Raw genomic sequence first — 14780 nt, forward strand, 5'->3', positions numbered from 1 at the left:
GGCGCTCGTCCGAGCTGCCCCGGCAACAACGGCGGCGACGCGCTGGTGGCCGCCGCGCAGCTACAGCAACTCGGCGTCGCCACGCAGGCGTGGATGCCGGTGGCGGTCAAGCCGGACGATGCGCAATGGGCGCTCGGCCTCGCGCGCGCGGCCGGCGTGCCGCTGTCGACCGAACCACCCGCATCGCTGGACGATTACGCGTGGGTCGTCGACGGACTGTTCGGCATCGGCCTTGGCCGCGCACTCGACGGCCCGTTCGCCGCCCAGGCCGCGCGCATCGCCGCGCACACACGAAACGGCGGCCGCGTGCTCGCGCTCGACGTGCCGAGCGGACTGGACAGCGACACGGGCCGGATCGTCGGCGCGGGCGTCGCCGTCGCTGCGACACATACGCTCACCTTCATCGGCGCGAAGCCGGGCCTTTACACGGGCGACGGCCGCGATCTCGCCGGCGAGATCGACATCGCGTCGCTTGACGCCCCACCGCCCGCCGCGCCGGCCGTCGTGCTGAATGCGCCGGCCCGGTTCGCCGCCGCGCTGCCCGCCCGCGCGTTCGCGTCGCACAAGGGCACGTTCGGCAGCCTGGCGGTGCTCGGCGGCGACACCGGCATGTGCGGTGCGCCGATCCTCGCCGCGCGTGCCGCGCTGTTCGCGGGGGCCGGCAAGGTGCATGTCGGCTTCCTCGGCGCCGGCGCGCCGCCGTACGACCCGCCGTTTCCGGAGCTGATGCTGCATCCGGCAGACGGCCTCGACCTCGATGCGATGTCCGCGATCGCGGCAGGCTGCGGCCTCGGCACGCGCGAGGCCGCGGCAACCCTCGTGCGTGACGTGCTCGCGCATGACGCCGTGACGCTGCTCGACGCCGACGCGCTGAACCTCGTCGCGACCCACGCCGAGCTCGCGACCGCCGTAGCCGCCCGGGGCGCGCGCGGCATTGCGTGCGTGCTGACGCCGCATCCGCTCGAGGCGGCGCGGCTGCTCGGCAGCGATACCGCGACGGTGCAGCACGATCGGCTGGCCGCGGCCCAGGCGCTCGCCGCGCGCTACGCGAGCATCGTCGTGCTGAAGGGTTCGGGCACGGTGATTGCAGCGCCCGACGGCCACCTGACGATCAACCCGACCGGCAATGCCGCGCTCGCGACCGGCGGCACCGGCGACGTGCTCGGCGGCCTGATCGGCGCGCTGCTCGCGCAGCGCGTCGCGCCGTACGAAGCCGCGCTCGCGGGCGTGTATCTGCACGGCCTCGCGGCCGACACGCTGACCGCGAACGGCACGGGCCCGGCCGGCCTCGTCGCGGGCGAACTCGCGCCGATGGTGCGCACGCTGATCAATCGCCTTTTTTACCCGTCGCCGCGCGCCGACATATAACGCCGCTATACTGAGTGCCCCGCCGCACGGCGGGTCCTCTCGTCCGCCGGCCTTCCGATCCCGATGAGCCGGCGCGGCATTCCTCCCGATTCACGCTTCACTCGAACCGCCATGACGCTGAATTCGCTCCCCGCCTGGACTGCCCTTCAATCCCACTTCGAACAAATCCGCCATGCGCGCCTGCGCGACTGGTTCGCGCCGGAAAACGACCGCGCGCCGACCCGTGCCGAACGCTTCACGATCCCGGGCGGCGGCCTTGCGGCCGACTTCTCGAAGAACCGCATCAACGACGACACGCTGCGCCTGCTCGTGCAGCTGGCCCGCGAAGCGGGCGTCGAAGCGCGCCGCGACGCGATGTTCGCCGGCGAGATCGTCAACCCGACCGAAGGCCGCGCCGCGCTGCACACGGCATTGCGCGCGACCGACCCGCACGCGCCGTTCCATGCGCAGATCAGTGCCGAGCGCGCAAAGATGGCGACCTTCGCACGCGCCGTGCGCAGCGGCGCGTGGACCGGCTACACCGGCAAGCGCATCCGCCACGTGATCAACATCGGCATCGGCGGCTCGGATCTCGGACCGAAGATGGTCAAGCATGCGCTGCATCACGTCGCGAGCCCGGACATCTCGACCCACTTCGTGTCCAACGTCGACGGCGCCGATCTCGCGCGCGTGCTCGAACAGGTCGACCCGGAGGAAACGCTCGCGATCATCGTGTCGAAGACCTTCACGACGCTCGAGACGATGACGAACGCCCGCTCGCTGCGCGACTGGTTCGTCGCGCGCGGCTGCCCCGAGACCTCCCTCGCGAAGCACTTCGTCGGCGTGTCGGCGAACCCGGCCGAAGTCGTGAAGTTCGGCATCGACGCGGACAACGTGTTCGAAATGTGGGACTGGGTCGGCGGCCGCTATTCACTGTGGTCGGCGGTCGGCCTGTCGATCATGATCGCGATCGGGCCCGAGCAGTTCGATGAACTGCTCGCCGGCGCGAACGACATGGACCGCCATTTCCGCCAAGCGCCGCTCGAGCGCAACCTGCCGGCGCTGCTCGGCCTGATCGGCATCTGGTACCGCAACTTCTTCGGCTCGCAGAGCTATCTCGTCGCGCCGTATTCGGAAGCGTTGCACTACCTGCCGTCGTACCTGCAGCAGCTCGAGATGGAAAGCAACGGCAAATCCGCGCGCCTGGACGGCACGTTCGTCGACTACCCGACGTCGGCCGTCACGTGGGGCGAGCCGGGCACCAACGGCCAGCACGCGTTCTTCCAGATGCTGCACCAGGGCCCGACGATCGTGCCGATCGACTTCATCGCGGTGCTGACGCCCGAGCATCCGCTCGCGAGCCATCATCCGAAGCTGCTCGCGAACTGCTTCGCGCAGAGCGAAGCGCTGATGCTCGGCCGCACGCTCGACGAAGCGCGCAAGGTCGCCGGCCCGGGCAAGGAAGCGCTCGCGCCGCACCTGACGTTCCCCGGCAACCGGCCCACGACGACGCTGCTGGTTGATGCGCTGACGCCGCGCACGCTCGGCGCGCTGATCGCGCTCTACGAGCACAAGGTGCTGGTGCAGGCGACGGTGTGGGACATCAATCCGTTCGACCAGTGGGGCGTCGAGCTCGGCAAGATTCTCGGCAAGGTCGTCGAAGCCGACCTGTCAGCCGAGTCGGTCGATCCCGCGAAGCACGATTCGTCGACGACCGCGCTGATCGAGCGCGCGCGTGCGGCGCTCAAGCGCTGACGCGACGACGTCGTGCGCATGCCGGTCGCACCGGCAATTTACCGTGTGCGACCGGCGCAAGCATTCAGTGCCGTGCTACGCCGCCTGCGGCGCGACGATGCGTCCGGCGTCGATGGTGACCGTCGTCGCGCAGCGCCGCGCGAGTTCGGCATCATGCGTCACGAGCACGAGCGTCGCGCCGTGCGCGCGGTTCAGTTCGAACATCAGGTCGATGACCGCATGGCCCGTGGCCGCATCGAGGCTGCCGGTGGGTTCGTCGGCGAACAGGATCGCCGGGTGCGTGACGAACGCGCGCGCGAGCGCGACGCGCTGCTGTTCACCACCGGACAGCAGCTTCGGATAATGCGCGGTGCGCTCGCCGAGACCGACCTGCACGAGCAGCGCGCGGGCCCGCTCGGCCGCGTCGCGCGCACCGATGCCGCCCCTCAGCTCGAGCGGCAACATCACGTTCTCGAGCGCCGTCAGGTGCGGCATCAACTGGAAAGACTGGAACACGAATCCGACGGCGCCGTTGCGCAGCGCGGCACGCTCGTCCTCGTCGAGCTGGTCGAGCGCGCGGCCGAGCAGGCGAACCGTGCCGCTCGTCGCGCTGTCCAACCCCGCAAGCAGGCCGAGCAGCGTCGATTTGCCGGACCCCGACGCACCGACGATCGCGAGGCTGCTGCCGGATCGCACACTGAGCGTGATGCCGTCGAGGATCGTCAGCTCGCCCGTTGCGTCGGCGACCCGCTTGCATACGTCTTGGACTTCGATGATCGGATCGGTAATCTTGAACATGGACACGACATTCCACTGGAAAAGACGCGCGGCGCTCGCCGCGCTGCTGGGTACGCTGCTTGCAGCAACCGTGCCCGCACGCGCCGCGACGGCGGCGCCGACATCGGGCCAGGGCCGGCCCGCGCTCGTCGTGCTCGGCGACAGCCTGTCGGCCGAATACGGGCTGCCACGCGACACCGGCTGGGTTGCGCTGCTGCGGCAACGGCTCGCGACCGAGCGAATCGATTATAGCGTCGCGAACGCAAGCGTCAGCGGCGACACCACGAGCGGCGGCCGCGCACGGCTGCCCGCGGTGCTGCAACGGCTCAAGCCGTCGATCGTCGTCGTCGAACTCGGGTCGAACGACGCACTGCGCGGCGTGCCGCTCGCGACGACCGAGCAGAACCTGCGTGACATCATCGCCGATGCGCGGCAAGCGCGCGCAAAGGTCGTGCTGGTCGGCATGTACGTGCCGCCCAACTACGGGCCCGATTACACGCAGAAATTCCATGCGGTCTATACGCGGCTGTCGAAGGAACTCGGCGTCCCGCTCGTGCCGTTCCTGCTGGCCGGCATCGAGAACAAGCCTGAGATGTTCCAGTCGGACCAGATGCACCCCGCGCAGCAGGCGCAGGGCATCCTGCTCGACAACGTCTGGCCGGCGCTGAAACCACTACTCGGCAAACCGCGCGGCTGACCTGACGGTTCGCCGTTGCCGGAAAACAGAAAGCCCCGCTCGAAGCGGGGCTTTCTGTTGTTGCGTGCGAAACCGTGAACGGCGCTTCGCTCAGTTGCCGCTGTCCTGCGACTGGCTCGGCGTGGTGCCGTACAGCTTCACCTTCGAGCGGTCGCGCAGCGCGGCGAGATACGCTTCGCCTTCGCTTTGCGCTTCGACCTGCGCCATCTGCTGCTGCGCGGCCGCGAGCTGCTGCGGATCGACGGCCGTGCCCGGGATCACCGCGTTCACGCGATAGATCGCGTAGCCGTCCGCACCGAGATCGACGCCGACGTAGGCCGGCAGCGTCTTCGCATCGACCTTGTAGACGGCGCTCAGTGCCGCCGGCGTCAGGCCTTGCGATTGCATGCGCGACACCTTCTGCACGGCCGTGAAGCCATCTGCCGATTTCGACTTCTGCAGCTCGGCCAGCTTCGCCGCGCCGTCCTTCTTCGCAAGTTCCGCGGCCTGCTCGGCGACGACCTTCTGACGCACCGCGTCCTTGATCGTGTCGAGCGCCGGCACGGCAGCCGGCTTGTAATCGGTCACGCGCGCCGAGATCAGCGTGTTGTTGCCCACGTCGATCGCCTGCGTGTTGTTCTGGCTCTTCACCGAGTCGCTCGCGAACACGGCAGCGAGGAACTTCGGATTGTTCAGCGGGCTCGTCGGCGGCAGTTGCGGATTCGGCGTCGGCATGACGGTGGCCGTCTGGATCGTCAGCTTGTACTTGTCGGCGGCCGGCTGCAGCGTCTTCGCCTTTTCATACACGGTCGACGTGAAGCCTTCCGCGTTGTCCGTGAATGCCTTCGCTGCATACTGCTGCTTCAACTGCACCGCGATCTGGTCCTTCACGTCGGCGAACGGCTTGACCACCGACGGCTTGACTTCCGTCGCCTTCAGGATGTGGAAGCCGAGATCCGACTGCACGACACCGCTGACGTCGCCCTGCTTCAGCGCGAATGCGGCATCGTCGAACGCCTTGCCGCCCGCCGTCGAGCCGCGCGTGATGAAGCCGAGATCGCCGCCCTTCGCTGCCGACGGTGCATCCTGCGAGTTCTTCTGCGCGATCTGCGCGAACTGGTCCGGATGCGCCTTCACGTCGGCCAGCAACTGTTCGGCCTTCGCCTTCGCGGCCGCCTTGTCGGCAGCGCTCGCGTCGCTCGCCGCGGCGATGAAGATGTGGCTCACGCGTACCTGCGCTTCCGAGCGGAAGTGCGTCGGGTTGTCGTCGTAGAACTTCTTGATGTCCGCATCGTTCGGCTGTGCGCTCGCGGCGGCCGCGGCCGGCGAATAGACGAGATACTGGATCGTCGCCGTTTCCGGCGTCGCGAAGCTCTGCTTGTGCGCGTCATAGTACGCGGTGAGCTGCGCGTCGGTCGGCTGCACCTTCGCCGCGTAGTCGCTCGTCTTCAGCACGAGCGCCTGCACTTCGCGCTGCTGCGCGGCCAGCTCCGACAGGCGTTGCGCCGGGCCCTTCGGGGTGAATGCGCTCGCCACGATGCTAGCCGGAATCTGCTGCAATGCGAGGCTGTAGCGCACGCGCTCCTGATACTGCTCGGGCGTCATCCCTTGGAACGACAGCAGCTGCGCATAGCGCTCGACGTCGATCGAACCGTCGGGTTTCTTCAGCGACGCGATCATCGGGTCGCTCATCAGCGCGTCGCGCACGGCGTTGTCGGATGCGGTCAGGTGCAGGCGTTGCGTCTCGTCGGCCAGCACGCGTTGCTGGATCAGGCCGTCGAGCACCTGCTTGCGATGTTCCGGCGTGTCGAATGCCTTGATGTCGAACTGCCCACCGAGCGCCTGGCGCGCCTGGTCGATCTGCTGGCGGAACGCGCCGTCGAATTCGACCCGCGTGATCTTGTGCCCGTTGATCGCCGCGACGTTCGCGCTGTCGTCGAAGAAGCCGCGGAAACCTTGGATTCCGACGAAACCCAGCCCCGGTAACACGATCAGGAGCAGGAGCGCCATCATCAGGCGCTGGTGATTACGGAAGAAATCGAGCATGCGTGACGGGAAAATTGGACAAAACGTCCGATATTACAACATACGGGGTGGCACGGGAGAAAAGCAGGTGCGCAACGAACGGGCGCGGCCGGCGATGCAAATGAAAAAGCCCGCACAAGGCGGGCTTCTTTCATTTTCTGGCGGAGCGGACGGGACTCGCCTACACCCCGCAGGCCGCGGCTGCGCGTGCACGCGCAGCCCTTCGAGTCCCGCCGGAAGCCGCGCAGGCGGCTTCCTCCACTCCGCAGTCACGCGCCCGCAAGCGGGCACGAATGGAAACACAAATGAAAAAGCCCGCACAAGGCGGGCTTTCTCATTTTCTGGCGGAGCGGACGGGACTCGAACCCGCGACCCCCGGCGTGACAGGCCGGTATTCTAACCGACTGAACTACCGCTCCTTGGTCTGGCTGAATCGGGAAACTGGTGGGTGCTGAGGGGTTCGAACCCCCGACCTACGCCTTGTAAGGGCGCCGCTCTACCAGCTGAGCTAAGCACCCGTTTCCGATTCGTTCTGGCTGCGATCTGCGTTTCGGCATCAACAACCAGCGAGCCTGCGAGTTTAATTCATCCCCGATCCTTTTGCCAAGCCCGCACGTGAATTTTTTTCAACGCGCATCTTTCAACGCGCACGTACGCGATGCCGACGCGCATAAAAAAACCCGCGGACACGCCGCGGGTTTCGTGAACAACCGTCAGTGACGGTGTTCAGCTTCTCAGTGCTTGACGACTTCCGTCGAGCCGGCATCCTTCGCCGCCTCGCCAACCGGCGCCGCAGCCTTCGCCTCTTCTTCCGGCGGCAGCGGGGTCGGCGTACGTTCGAGCGCAAGCTCGAGCACCTTGTCGATCCAGCGGACCGGCACGATCTCGATCGCGTTCTTCACGTTGTCCGGAATGTCCGCGAGGTCCTTCACGTTCTCTTCCGGAATCAGCACGAGCTTGATGCCGCCGCGATGCGCAGCCAGCAGCTTTTCCTTCAGCCCGCCGATCGGCAGCACTTCGCCACGCAGCGTGATCTCGCCCGTCATCGCGACATCGGCACGCACGGGAATCCCCGTCAGCACCGACACCAGCGCGGTCGTCATCGCACCGCCGGCCGACGGACCGTCCTTCGGCGTCGCACCTTCCGGCACGTGGATGTGGATGTCCTGCTTCTCGAACGCTTCGTCCTTGATGCCCAGACGCCGCGAACGCGAGCGCACGACCGAACGCGCAGCCTCGACCGACTCCTTCATCACGTCGCCGAGCGAGCCCGTGCGAATCACGTTGCCCTTGCCCGGCATCACCGCGGCTTCGATCGTCAGCAGGTCGCCGCCGACTTCCGTCCACGCGAGGCCCGTCACCTGACCGACCTGGTTTTCCTTCGCCGCGAGGCCGAAGTCGTACTTGCGCACGCCGAGGAACGTATCGAGGTTCTCGCCGTCGACCTTGATCGCGCCCGATGCCTTCTTCAACAGCAGCATCTTCACGACCTTGCGGCAGATCTTCGACACTTCCCGCTCGAGCGAACGCACACCGGCTTCGCGCGTGTAGTAGCGGATGATGTCGCGGATCGCCTGTTCGGTGACGTCGACCTCGCCGTCCTTCAGCCCGTTGTTCTTCTTCTGCTTCGGCAGCAGGTAACGCTGCGCGATGCTGACCTTCTCGTCTTCCGTGTAGCCCGACAGACGGATCACTTCCATCCGGTCGAGCAGCGGCGGCGGGATGTTCAGCGAGTTCGACGTCGCGACGAACATCACGTCCGACAGGTCGAAGTCGACTTCGATGTAGTGGTCAGCGAACGTGTGGTTCTGTTCCGGATCGAGCACTTCGAGCAGCGCCGACGACGGATCGCCGCGGAAATCCATGCCCATCTTGTCGACTTCGTCGAGCAGGAAAAGCGGATTGCGCACGCCGACCTTCGCGAGGCTTTGCAGGATCTTGCCCGGCATCGAGCCGATGTACGTCCGGCGGTGACCGCGGATCTCGGCTTCGTCACGCACGCCGCCGAGCGCCATCCGGACGAACTTGCGGTTCGTCGCACGCGCGATCGACTGGCCGAGCGAGGTCTTGCCGACGCCCGGGGGCCCGACGAGGCACAGGATCGGCGCCTTGACCTTGTCCACGCGCTGTTGCACCGCGAGGTACTCGAGGATGCGTTCCTTCACCTTCTCGAGGCCGAAGTGATCCTCGTCGAGCACCTGCTCGGCGTTCGACAGATCGTTATTGACCTTGCTCTTCTTGCGCCACGGCAGGCCGATCAGCGTGTCGATGTAGTTGCGCACGACGGTCGCTTCCGCCGACATCGGCGACATCAGCTTCAGCTTCTTGAGCTCGGCGTCGGCCTTCTTCTTCGCTTCCTTCGGCATGCGCGCGGCGTTGATGCGCTTCTCGAGTTCCTCGAGATCCGCACCTTCCTCGCCTTCGCCCAGTTCCTTCTGGATCGCCTTGACCTGTTCGTTCAGGTAGTACTCGCGCTGGCTCTTTTCCATCTGGCGCTTCACGCGCCCGCGGATGCGCTTTTCGACCTGCAGGATGTCGATCTCGGCTTCGAGCTGCGCGAGCAGGTGCTCGAGGCGCTCGATGACCGGGAACATCTCGAGGATGTGCTGCTTCTGGTCGAGCTTCAGCGGCAGACGCTCGGCGATCATGTCCGCGAGGCGACCGGCTTCATCGATGCCCGACAGCGACGTGAGAATCTCCGGCGGGATCTTCTTGTTCAGCTTCACGTACTGGTCGAACTGCGACACGATCGCGCGGCGCAGCGCTTCCGTTTCCGCGCTGTCGGCGTGATCGGGCTCGAGCGGCATCACGTCGCAGGAGAACTGCGTCTCCTGTTCTTCGATCGACAACGCCTTCGCACGCTGCAGACCCTCGACGAGCACCTTCACGGTGCCGTCCGGCAGCTTCAGCATCTGCAGGATGTTGGCGATACAACCGACCTCGTACATGTCCTTTTCGGTCGGTTCGTCCTTGGCCGCGGTTTTCTGGGCGACGAGCATGATGTGCTTGCCGCCTTCCATCGCTGCTTCGAGGGCCTTGATCGATTTCGGCCGGCCCACGAAGAGCGGAATCACCATGTGCGGGAAAACGACGACGTCCCGCAGCGGCAGCAGCGGGAGCGTGATGCGTTCCGGCGGGAGAAGTTGGGTGCCTGACATTTCATTTCCCCATGAGTGGAATCAATTGTTCGGTAATTGAGGCCGCCACAACGAATTGCAAGCCTTCAAGTGCGGGAAATATTCGGTAAGAAAGTAACCACCGCGTGTCGAGTCAGAGTTACCCACAAGATAAACGAAAAAAAGCCGCCCACGGACTCATGAACGGCCTTTTTCGCAGAACATCGTCGTCAAGCCGGTCAGTTCGAACCCGCCACTTTCGGCGTGTCCTCATAGATCAGCAGGGGTTTGCCGTCGCCATCGATCACGTTCTCGTCGATGATGACCTTGCTGACCCCTTTCATCGCCGGCAGCTCGTACATCACGTCGAGCAATGCCTGTTCGATGATCGAACGCAATCCGCGCGCGCCGGTCTTGCGGCGGATCGCCTTGCGGGCGACTGCCTGCAACGCGCCCGGCCGGATTTCCAGCTCGACGCGCTCCATCGCGAACAGCTTGTGATACTGCTTGACGAGCGCATTCTTCGGCTCGACAAGGATCTTCATCAGCGCGGCTTCATCGAGCTTGCCGAGCGTCGCGACCACCGGCAGGCGGCCGATCAATTCGGGGATCAGACCGAATTTGATCAGGTCTTCCGGTTCCGTCTCGCGCAGCACTTCGCCCGCGTCGCGTTCCTGCTTGCTCTTGACCGTCGCGCCAAAGCCGATGCCCGTCTTTTCCGTGCGATCGGTGATCACTTTCTCGAGACCGTCGAACGCGCCGCCGCAAATGAACAGGATGTTGGTCGTGTCGACCTGAATGAAATCCTGGTTCGGATGCTTGCGGCCACCCTGCGGCGGCACCGACGCCATCGTGCCTTCGACGAGCTTCAGCAGCGCCTGCTGGACGCCCTCGCCCGACACGTCGCGCGTGATCGACGGGTTGTCCGACTTGCGGCTGATCTTGTCGATTTCGTCGATGTAGACGATCCCGCGCTGGGCCTTGTCGACCTCGTAGTTGCAATTCTGCAACAGCTTCTGGATGATGTTCTCGACGTCCTCGCCGACGTAGCCGGCTTCGGTCAGCGTCGTCGCATCGGCGATCACGAACGGCACGTTCAGCAACCGCGCGAGCGTCTGCGCGAGCAGCGTCTTGCCGGAGCCCGTCGGGCCGATCAGCAGGATGTTGCTCTTCGACAGCTCGACGTCGTCCTTCTTGTCGAGATGCTTCAGGCGCTTGTAGTGGTTGTACACGGCCACCGCGAGGATCTTCTTCGCGCGTTCCTGCCCGATCACGTACTGATCGAGGATGTCGCGAATTTCCTGCGGGCTCGGCAGATCCGACCGGGACAGGCTGGCCTCGACGCCGGCGGCAGCCGCCTCGTCGCGAATGATCTCGTTGCAGAGGTCGATGCATTCATCGCAGATGAATACCGACGGGCCGGCAATGAGTTTCTTTACCTCATGCTGGCTCTTTCCGCAGAACGAGCAATACAACAGCTTCTCGCTGTTCGAACCTTTTTTGTCCGCCATGAATGTAGAGCCTCCGGACAGGTAAATGACATGATACGCCGAATGCTCCGAACGCCGCGCCTAGGGCGCGACCGGAGCCGGCTGGATGCGCTTGCCGCAGATGCTCAAGGCACTCGGGACGTTGCAGGGGGCGCCGCCCCAATCGGGGCGGCACCCCACTTAAATTCAGGGGCGCTTCAGCAGCACCTGGTCGATCAGCCCGTACGCCTTCGCGTCCTCGCTCGACATGAAGTTATCACGGTCGGTGTCGCGCGCGATGCGCTCGACGTCCTGGCCCGTATGTTGCGCGAGCAGGTTGTTCAGCCGTTCCTTCAGGTAGAGGATTTCGCGTGCCTGGATCTCGATATCGGACGCCTGGCCGCGTGCGCCGCCGAGCGGCTGGTGAATCATCACGCGCGAGTTCGGCAGCGCGAAACGCTTGCCCTTCGCGCCCGATGCGAGCAGGAACGCGCCCATGCTGGCCGCGAGGCCCATGCAGAGGGTCGACACATCCGGCTTGATGAACTGCATCGTGTCGTAGATCGCCATGCCGGCCGACACCGAGCCGCCCGGGCTGTTGATGTAGAGGCTGATGTCCTTGTCGGGATTCTCGCTCTCGAGGAACAGCAATTGCGCGACCACGAGGTTGGCGGTCTGGTCGTTCACTTCGCCGACCATGAACACCAGGCGCTCCTTCAGGAGACGCGAATAAATATCGTACGAACGCTCGCCGCGGCCGCTCGTTTCGACGACGATCGGCACCAGCCCCAGCGCTTGCGCCTCGAAACCCTGCGGCGCGTTCGAAGCAAGCATGTCCAGCAATTCAGCGCGAGTGATCATTCAATGAACCTTGTTCGAATGGAAAATTGAACGGAAGGAAGCCGCCCGCTCAATCGCCATATTAATGGCAACCGTGCGCTTGACGTAAAAACGGCGTGCAGGCCGTCGCTCCGACAGCCGGCACGCCGCTAGAGCGACACTTACGCTTGCGCCGATGCGCTCGCGAGTGCCTCGAAGCTCACTTCCTTGTCCGTCACCTTTGCCTTGCCCAGCACGAAGTCGACGACGTTGCTTTCAACGACGAACGCTTCCATCTCGGCGAGGCGCTGCTGGTTGGAATAATACCAGCGGACCACTTCCTTCGGGTCTTCGTAGCTCTTCGCGAACTCGTCGACTTCCGCACGGATCTGTTCCGGCTTCGCTTCGAGGCCGTTCGACTTCACCAGCTCGGCCAGCACGAGGCCCAGCTTCACGCGACGCTCTGCCTGCTCGGCGAACATCTCGGCCGGGATCGGTGCGTCCTTCGCGTTCGGCACGCCGCGCTGCGCCAGATCCTGGCGAGCCATTTCGACGAGGCGTTGCTGGTCCTGCTCGATCAGCGCCTTCGGCACGTCGAGTTCGGAAATCTTCAGCAGCGCGTCCATCACCTGGTTCTTGACGATCGACTGCGTGCGGCGCTTCGCTTCACGCTCGAGGTTTTCCTTGATCTCGGCGCGCATCTTCGTCAGGTCGCCGTCTTCGATGCCAAGCGACTTCGCGAATTCGGCGTCGATTTCCGGCAGGTGCGGCCACTCGATCTTCTTCATCGTGACCGTGAATTGCGCCGTCTTGCCCGCCACGTCCTTGCCGTGGTAATCGTCCGGGAACTTGAGGTCGAACGTACGCGCTTCGCCGACCTTCAGGCCGAGCGCCGCCGTTTCGAATTCCGGCAGCATGCGGCCTTCGCCGAGCACGAACGGGAAGTCTTCGGCCGTGCCGCCCTGGAACGCGACGTCGTCGATCTTGCCGACGAAGTCGACCGTCACGCGGTCGCCGTTCTTCGCCGCGGTGTCCGCGCCGCCGTCGCCGTGCTCGCCGGCTTCGCCGCGAGCGTGGAAGTGCACGCGCTGCTTGCGCAGGATGTCCAGCGTGCGGTCGATTTCGGCGTCGCCGATCGACGTCGTCGAGCGCTCGACTTCAGCCGTCGCCAGGTCGCCGATCTTCACTTCCGGGTAGACCTCGAACGTCGCGTCGAACGCGTATGCATCCTCGGCCTGCTCCTGCTTCGGCTCGAAGCTCGGCTGGCCGGCCACGCGCAGGTTTTCCGCGCGGCTGATCGTGAAGAATTCCTGGCCGATCTTGTCGCTCAGCACTTCCGCTTCGACCTGACCCGAGTACTGCTGGGCGACCATCTTCAGCGGCACCTTGCCCGGGCGGAAACCCGGCATGCGAACGTTCTTCGCGAGTTTCTGGATACGGGCGTCGATTTCCTTCTGCACGGTGTCTTTCGGCAGGGAAATCGTCACGCGGCGTTCAAGCTTGCCGAGGTTCTCAACAACGTTAGCCATGGCTTCAATCGTCCTAAAATTATTCGAGCGAATCGGGTTTTCCTTGCCGTGCCTGCCTGCGGCGAGATGTACATCACATGCACACGCCGCGCCGGAGCGCCACGCCATCCCTGCACGCGCCGAATGGCTAGCGCAAGCGGCTCGGAGCACGGCTTTGGCCGGAAGAATCGACTATTCTAGCAAACAATTTTCCTCGTACCGCCAGATCCGCATGACAGGGGTGCGCACCCGCGTGCCGCCCGCGCCCGTGCACGGCAATGCGCGCGGATTGTCGCTATGCCGAACGCCGTATCCACCGCGTGCCCGCCATCCTGTAAGCTCCGATTGAGGGTGCGCCACCGTCGCCGCCCCATTTTTCACACCAATTACGCTTCCCGGAGACACCATGCCGCACCACCCGTCCGCGCCTGTCGTCGTCATCGCGCCCGATTCGTTCAAAGGCTCGCTTTCCGCCGAGCAGGTCGCGGACGCGATCGCCACCGGCATCCGCCGTGCCCGGCCCGACGCGGTCGTGCGCTGCTGCCCGATGGCCGACGGCGGCGAAGGCACGCTCGATGCGATGCTGGCAGGCGGCGGCACGCGGCGTACGCTCCGGGTGGCCGGCGCGTCGCTCGCGGCACGCGACGCGGCGGTCGGCGTGATCGACGCGCGCACCGCGATCGTGGAGACGGCCGAGATCGTCGGCATCACCGACGCGGTCGGCATGAGCGTGCCGGTCGACGCGCGCAGCACGCGCGGGATGGGCGAAGCGATCCGCACGCTGCTCGACGAAGGCGTGCGCCGCTTCTTCGTCGCGCTCGGCGGCAGCAGCACCAACGACGCGGGCGCAGGGTTGCTCGCGGGCCTCGGCCTGCAATGCTTCGACGCGGCCGGCCAGCCGGTCGAACCCGTCCCCGCGCGGCTCGCCGACATCGCGCGGATCGACGCGTCGGGGCTCGATCCGCGCCTGAAGGAAGCGGAATTCATCGGCATGTCCGACGTCGACAATCCGCTGACGGGCGCGCATGGCGCGACGGCGGTGTTCGGTCCGCAAAAGGGCGTGGCGCCCGAGCAAGTCGCGACCCTCGACGCCGCGCTCGGCCACTTTGCCGACGTGCTCGAGGCGGCGCTCGACCGGCGCGGCCGCGACCTGGCCGGTGCCGGCGCCGCGGGCGGTCTCGGTTTGTTGCTGATGGACCTGATCGATGAACGATTCAGCGTGTTCGTTGATGACCGTGGCGCGTCCTGCACCGTGTCGGGTGAGCTGCTGTCGTCGGGATTCGATGCGCGGGCGCGTCGCGGCACGGTG

Annotated in this window: 10 protein-coding genes and 2 tRNA genes; 4 read left to right on the forward strand and 8 right to left on the reverse strand. The window is 65.6% G+C overall.

All coding sequences use genetic code 11. The annotated features are described in order from the left end of the window. Together F3J14_RS27915 and pgi are read left to right on the forward strand one after the other, a co-directional pair. The coding region (locus F3J14_RS27915) for an NAD(P)H-hydrate dehydratase (protein ID WP_166725713.1) at nt 1–1368 on the forward strand (1368 nt) is incomplete at its 5' end. Between the two features lie 111 nt (nt 1369–1479). After that, nucleotides 1480–3102, forward strand: coding sequence for a glucose-6-phosphate isomerase (gene pgi, locus F3J14_RS27920; protein ID WP_166725714.1), 1623 nt, complete (start codon nt 1480–1482; stop codon nt 3100–3102). Nucleotides 3103–3177: 75 nt separating this feature from the next. Here pgi and F3J14_RS27925 read toward each other — a convergent pair whose 3' ends face one another. Next, complete coding sequence (locus F3J14_RS27925) at nt 3178–3879, reverse strand: ATP-binding cassette domain-containing protein (protein WP_006762168.1); 702 nt, start codon at nt 3877–3879, stop codon at nt 3178–3180. Between F3J14_RS27925 and F3J14_RS27930 the strand changes: the two genes are divergently transcribed. After that, entirely contained in the window at nt 3878–4555 is a 678-nt protein-coding gene (locus F3J14_RS27930) for an arylesterase (RefSeq protein ID WP_166725715.1), read from the forward strand. The genes F3J14_RS27925 and F3J14_RS27930 overlap by 2 nt on opposite strands. Nucleotides 4556–4645: 90 nt before the next feature. Here the strand turns inward: F3J14_RS27930 and F3J14_RS27935 are convergent, their stop codons facing one another. The 7 genes from F3J14_RS27935 to tig all read right to left on the reverse strand — a co-directional run bounded on the left by F3J14_RS27935 (nt 4646) and on the right by tig (nt 13492). Further along, nucleotides 4646–6580 (reverse strand): SurA N-terminal domain-containing protein, encoded by a 1935-nt coding sequence (locus F3J14_RS27935; RefSeq protein WP_166725716.1) that lies wholly within the window; start codon nt 6578–6580, stop codon nt 4646–4648. A 321-nt stretch (nt 6581–6901) separates the two neighbouring features. Next, nucleotides 6902–6978, reverse strand: a tRNA-Asp gene (locus tag F3J14_RS27940). A gap of 23 nt (nt 6979–7001) precedes the next feature. Continuing rightward, nucleotides 7002–7077, reverse strand: a tRNA-Val gene (locus tag F3J14_RS27945). A gap of 216 nt (nt 7078–7293) precedes the next feature. After that, complete coding sequence (gene lon / locus F3J14_RS27950; protein ID WP_006754178.1) at nt 7294–9717, reverse strand: endopeptidase La; 2424 nt, start codon at nt 9715–9717, stop codon at nt 7294–7296. Nucleotides 9718–9914: 197 nt separating this feature from the next. Next, on the reverse strand, nt 9915–11186 hold the full coding sequence (gene clpX, locus F3J14_RS27955) for an ATP-dependent Clp protease ATP-binding subunit ClpX (protein ID WP_006754177.1): 1272 nt from the start codon (nt 11184–11186) through the stop codon (nt 9915–9917). 165 nt (nt 11187–11351) lie between these two features. After that, complete coding sequence (clpP, locus tag F3J14_RS27960; protein WP_006496351.1) at nt 11352–12005, reverse strand: ATP-dependent Clp endopeptidase proteolytic subunit ClpP; 654 nt, start codon at nt 12003–12005, stop codon at nt 11352–11354. Between the two features lie 140 nt (nt 12006–12145). Next, nucleotides 12146–13492 carry a trigger factor gene (gene tig / locus F3J14_RS27965; RefSeq protein ID WP_166725717.1) on the reverse strand — a complete coding sequence of 449 codons (1347 nt, stop codon included), beginning with the start codon at nt 13490–13492 and terminating at the stop codon, nt 12146–12148. 385 nt (nt 13493–13877) lie between these two features. On the opposite strand from tig, the gene F3J14_RS27970 reads away from it, so the two are divergent. Further along, a partial coding sequence (locus tag F3J14_RS27970; protein WP_247682300.1) for a glycerate kinase occupies nt 13878–14780 on the forward strand: 903 nt, incomplete at its 3' end.

The sequence above is a fragment of the Burkholderia sp. Tr-862 genome (assembly GCF_011753085.1).
GTDB lineage: Bacteria > Pseudomonadota > Gammaproteobacteria > Burkholderiales > Burkholderiaceae > Burkholderia > Burkholderia ambifaria.

Coding starts and splice junctions, on each gene's coding strand:
- pgi (WP_166725714.1), top strand. CDS start 1,480: ATGACGCTGAATTCGCTCCCCGCCTGGACTGCCCTTCAATCCCACTTC.
- F3J14_RS27930 (WP_166725715.1), top strand. CDS start 3,878: ATGGACACGACATTCCACTGGAAAAGACGCGCGGCGCTCGCCGCGCTG.
- F3J14_RS27925 (WP_006762168.1), bottom strand. CDS start 3,879: ATGTTCAAGATTACCGATCCGATCATCGAAGTCCAAGACGTATGCAAG.
- F3J14_RS27935 (WP_166725716.1), bottom strand. CDS start 6,580: ATGCTCGATTTCTTCCGTAATCACCAGCGCCTGATGATGGCGCTCCTG.
- lon (WP_006754178.1), bottom strand. CDS start 9,717: ATGTCAGGCACCCAACTTCTCCCGCCGGAACGCATCACGCTCCCGCTG.
- clpX (WP_006754177.1), bottom strand. CDS start 11,186: ATGGCGGACAAAAAAGGTTCGAACAGCGAGAAGCTGTTGTATTGCTCG.
- clpP (WP_006496351.1), bottom strand. CDS start 12,005: ATGATCACTCGCGCTGAATTGCTGGACATGCTTGCTTCGAACGCGCCG.
- tig (WP_166725717.1), bottom strand. CDS start 13,492: ATGGCTAACGTTGTTGAGAACCTCGGCAAGCTTGAACGCCGCGTGACG.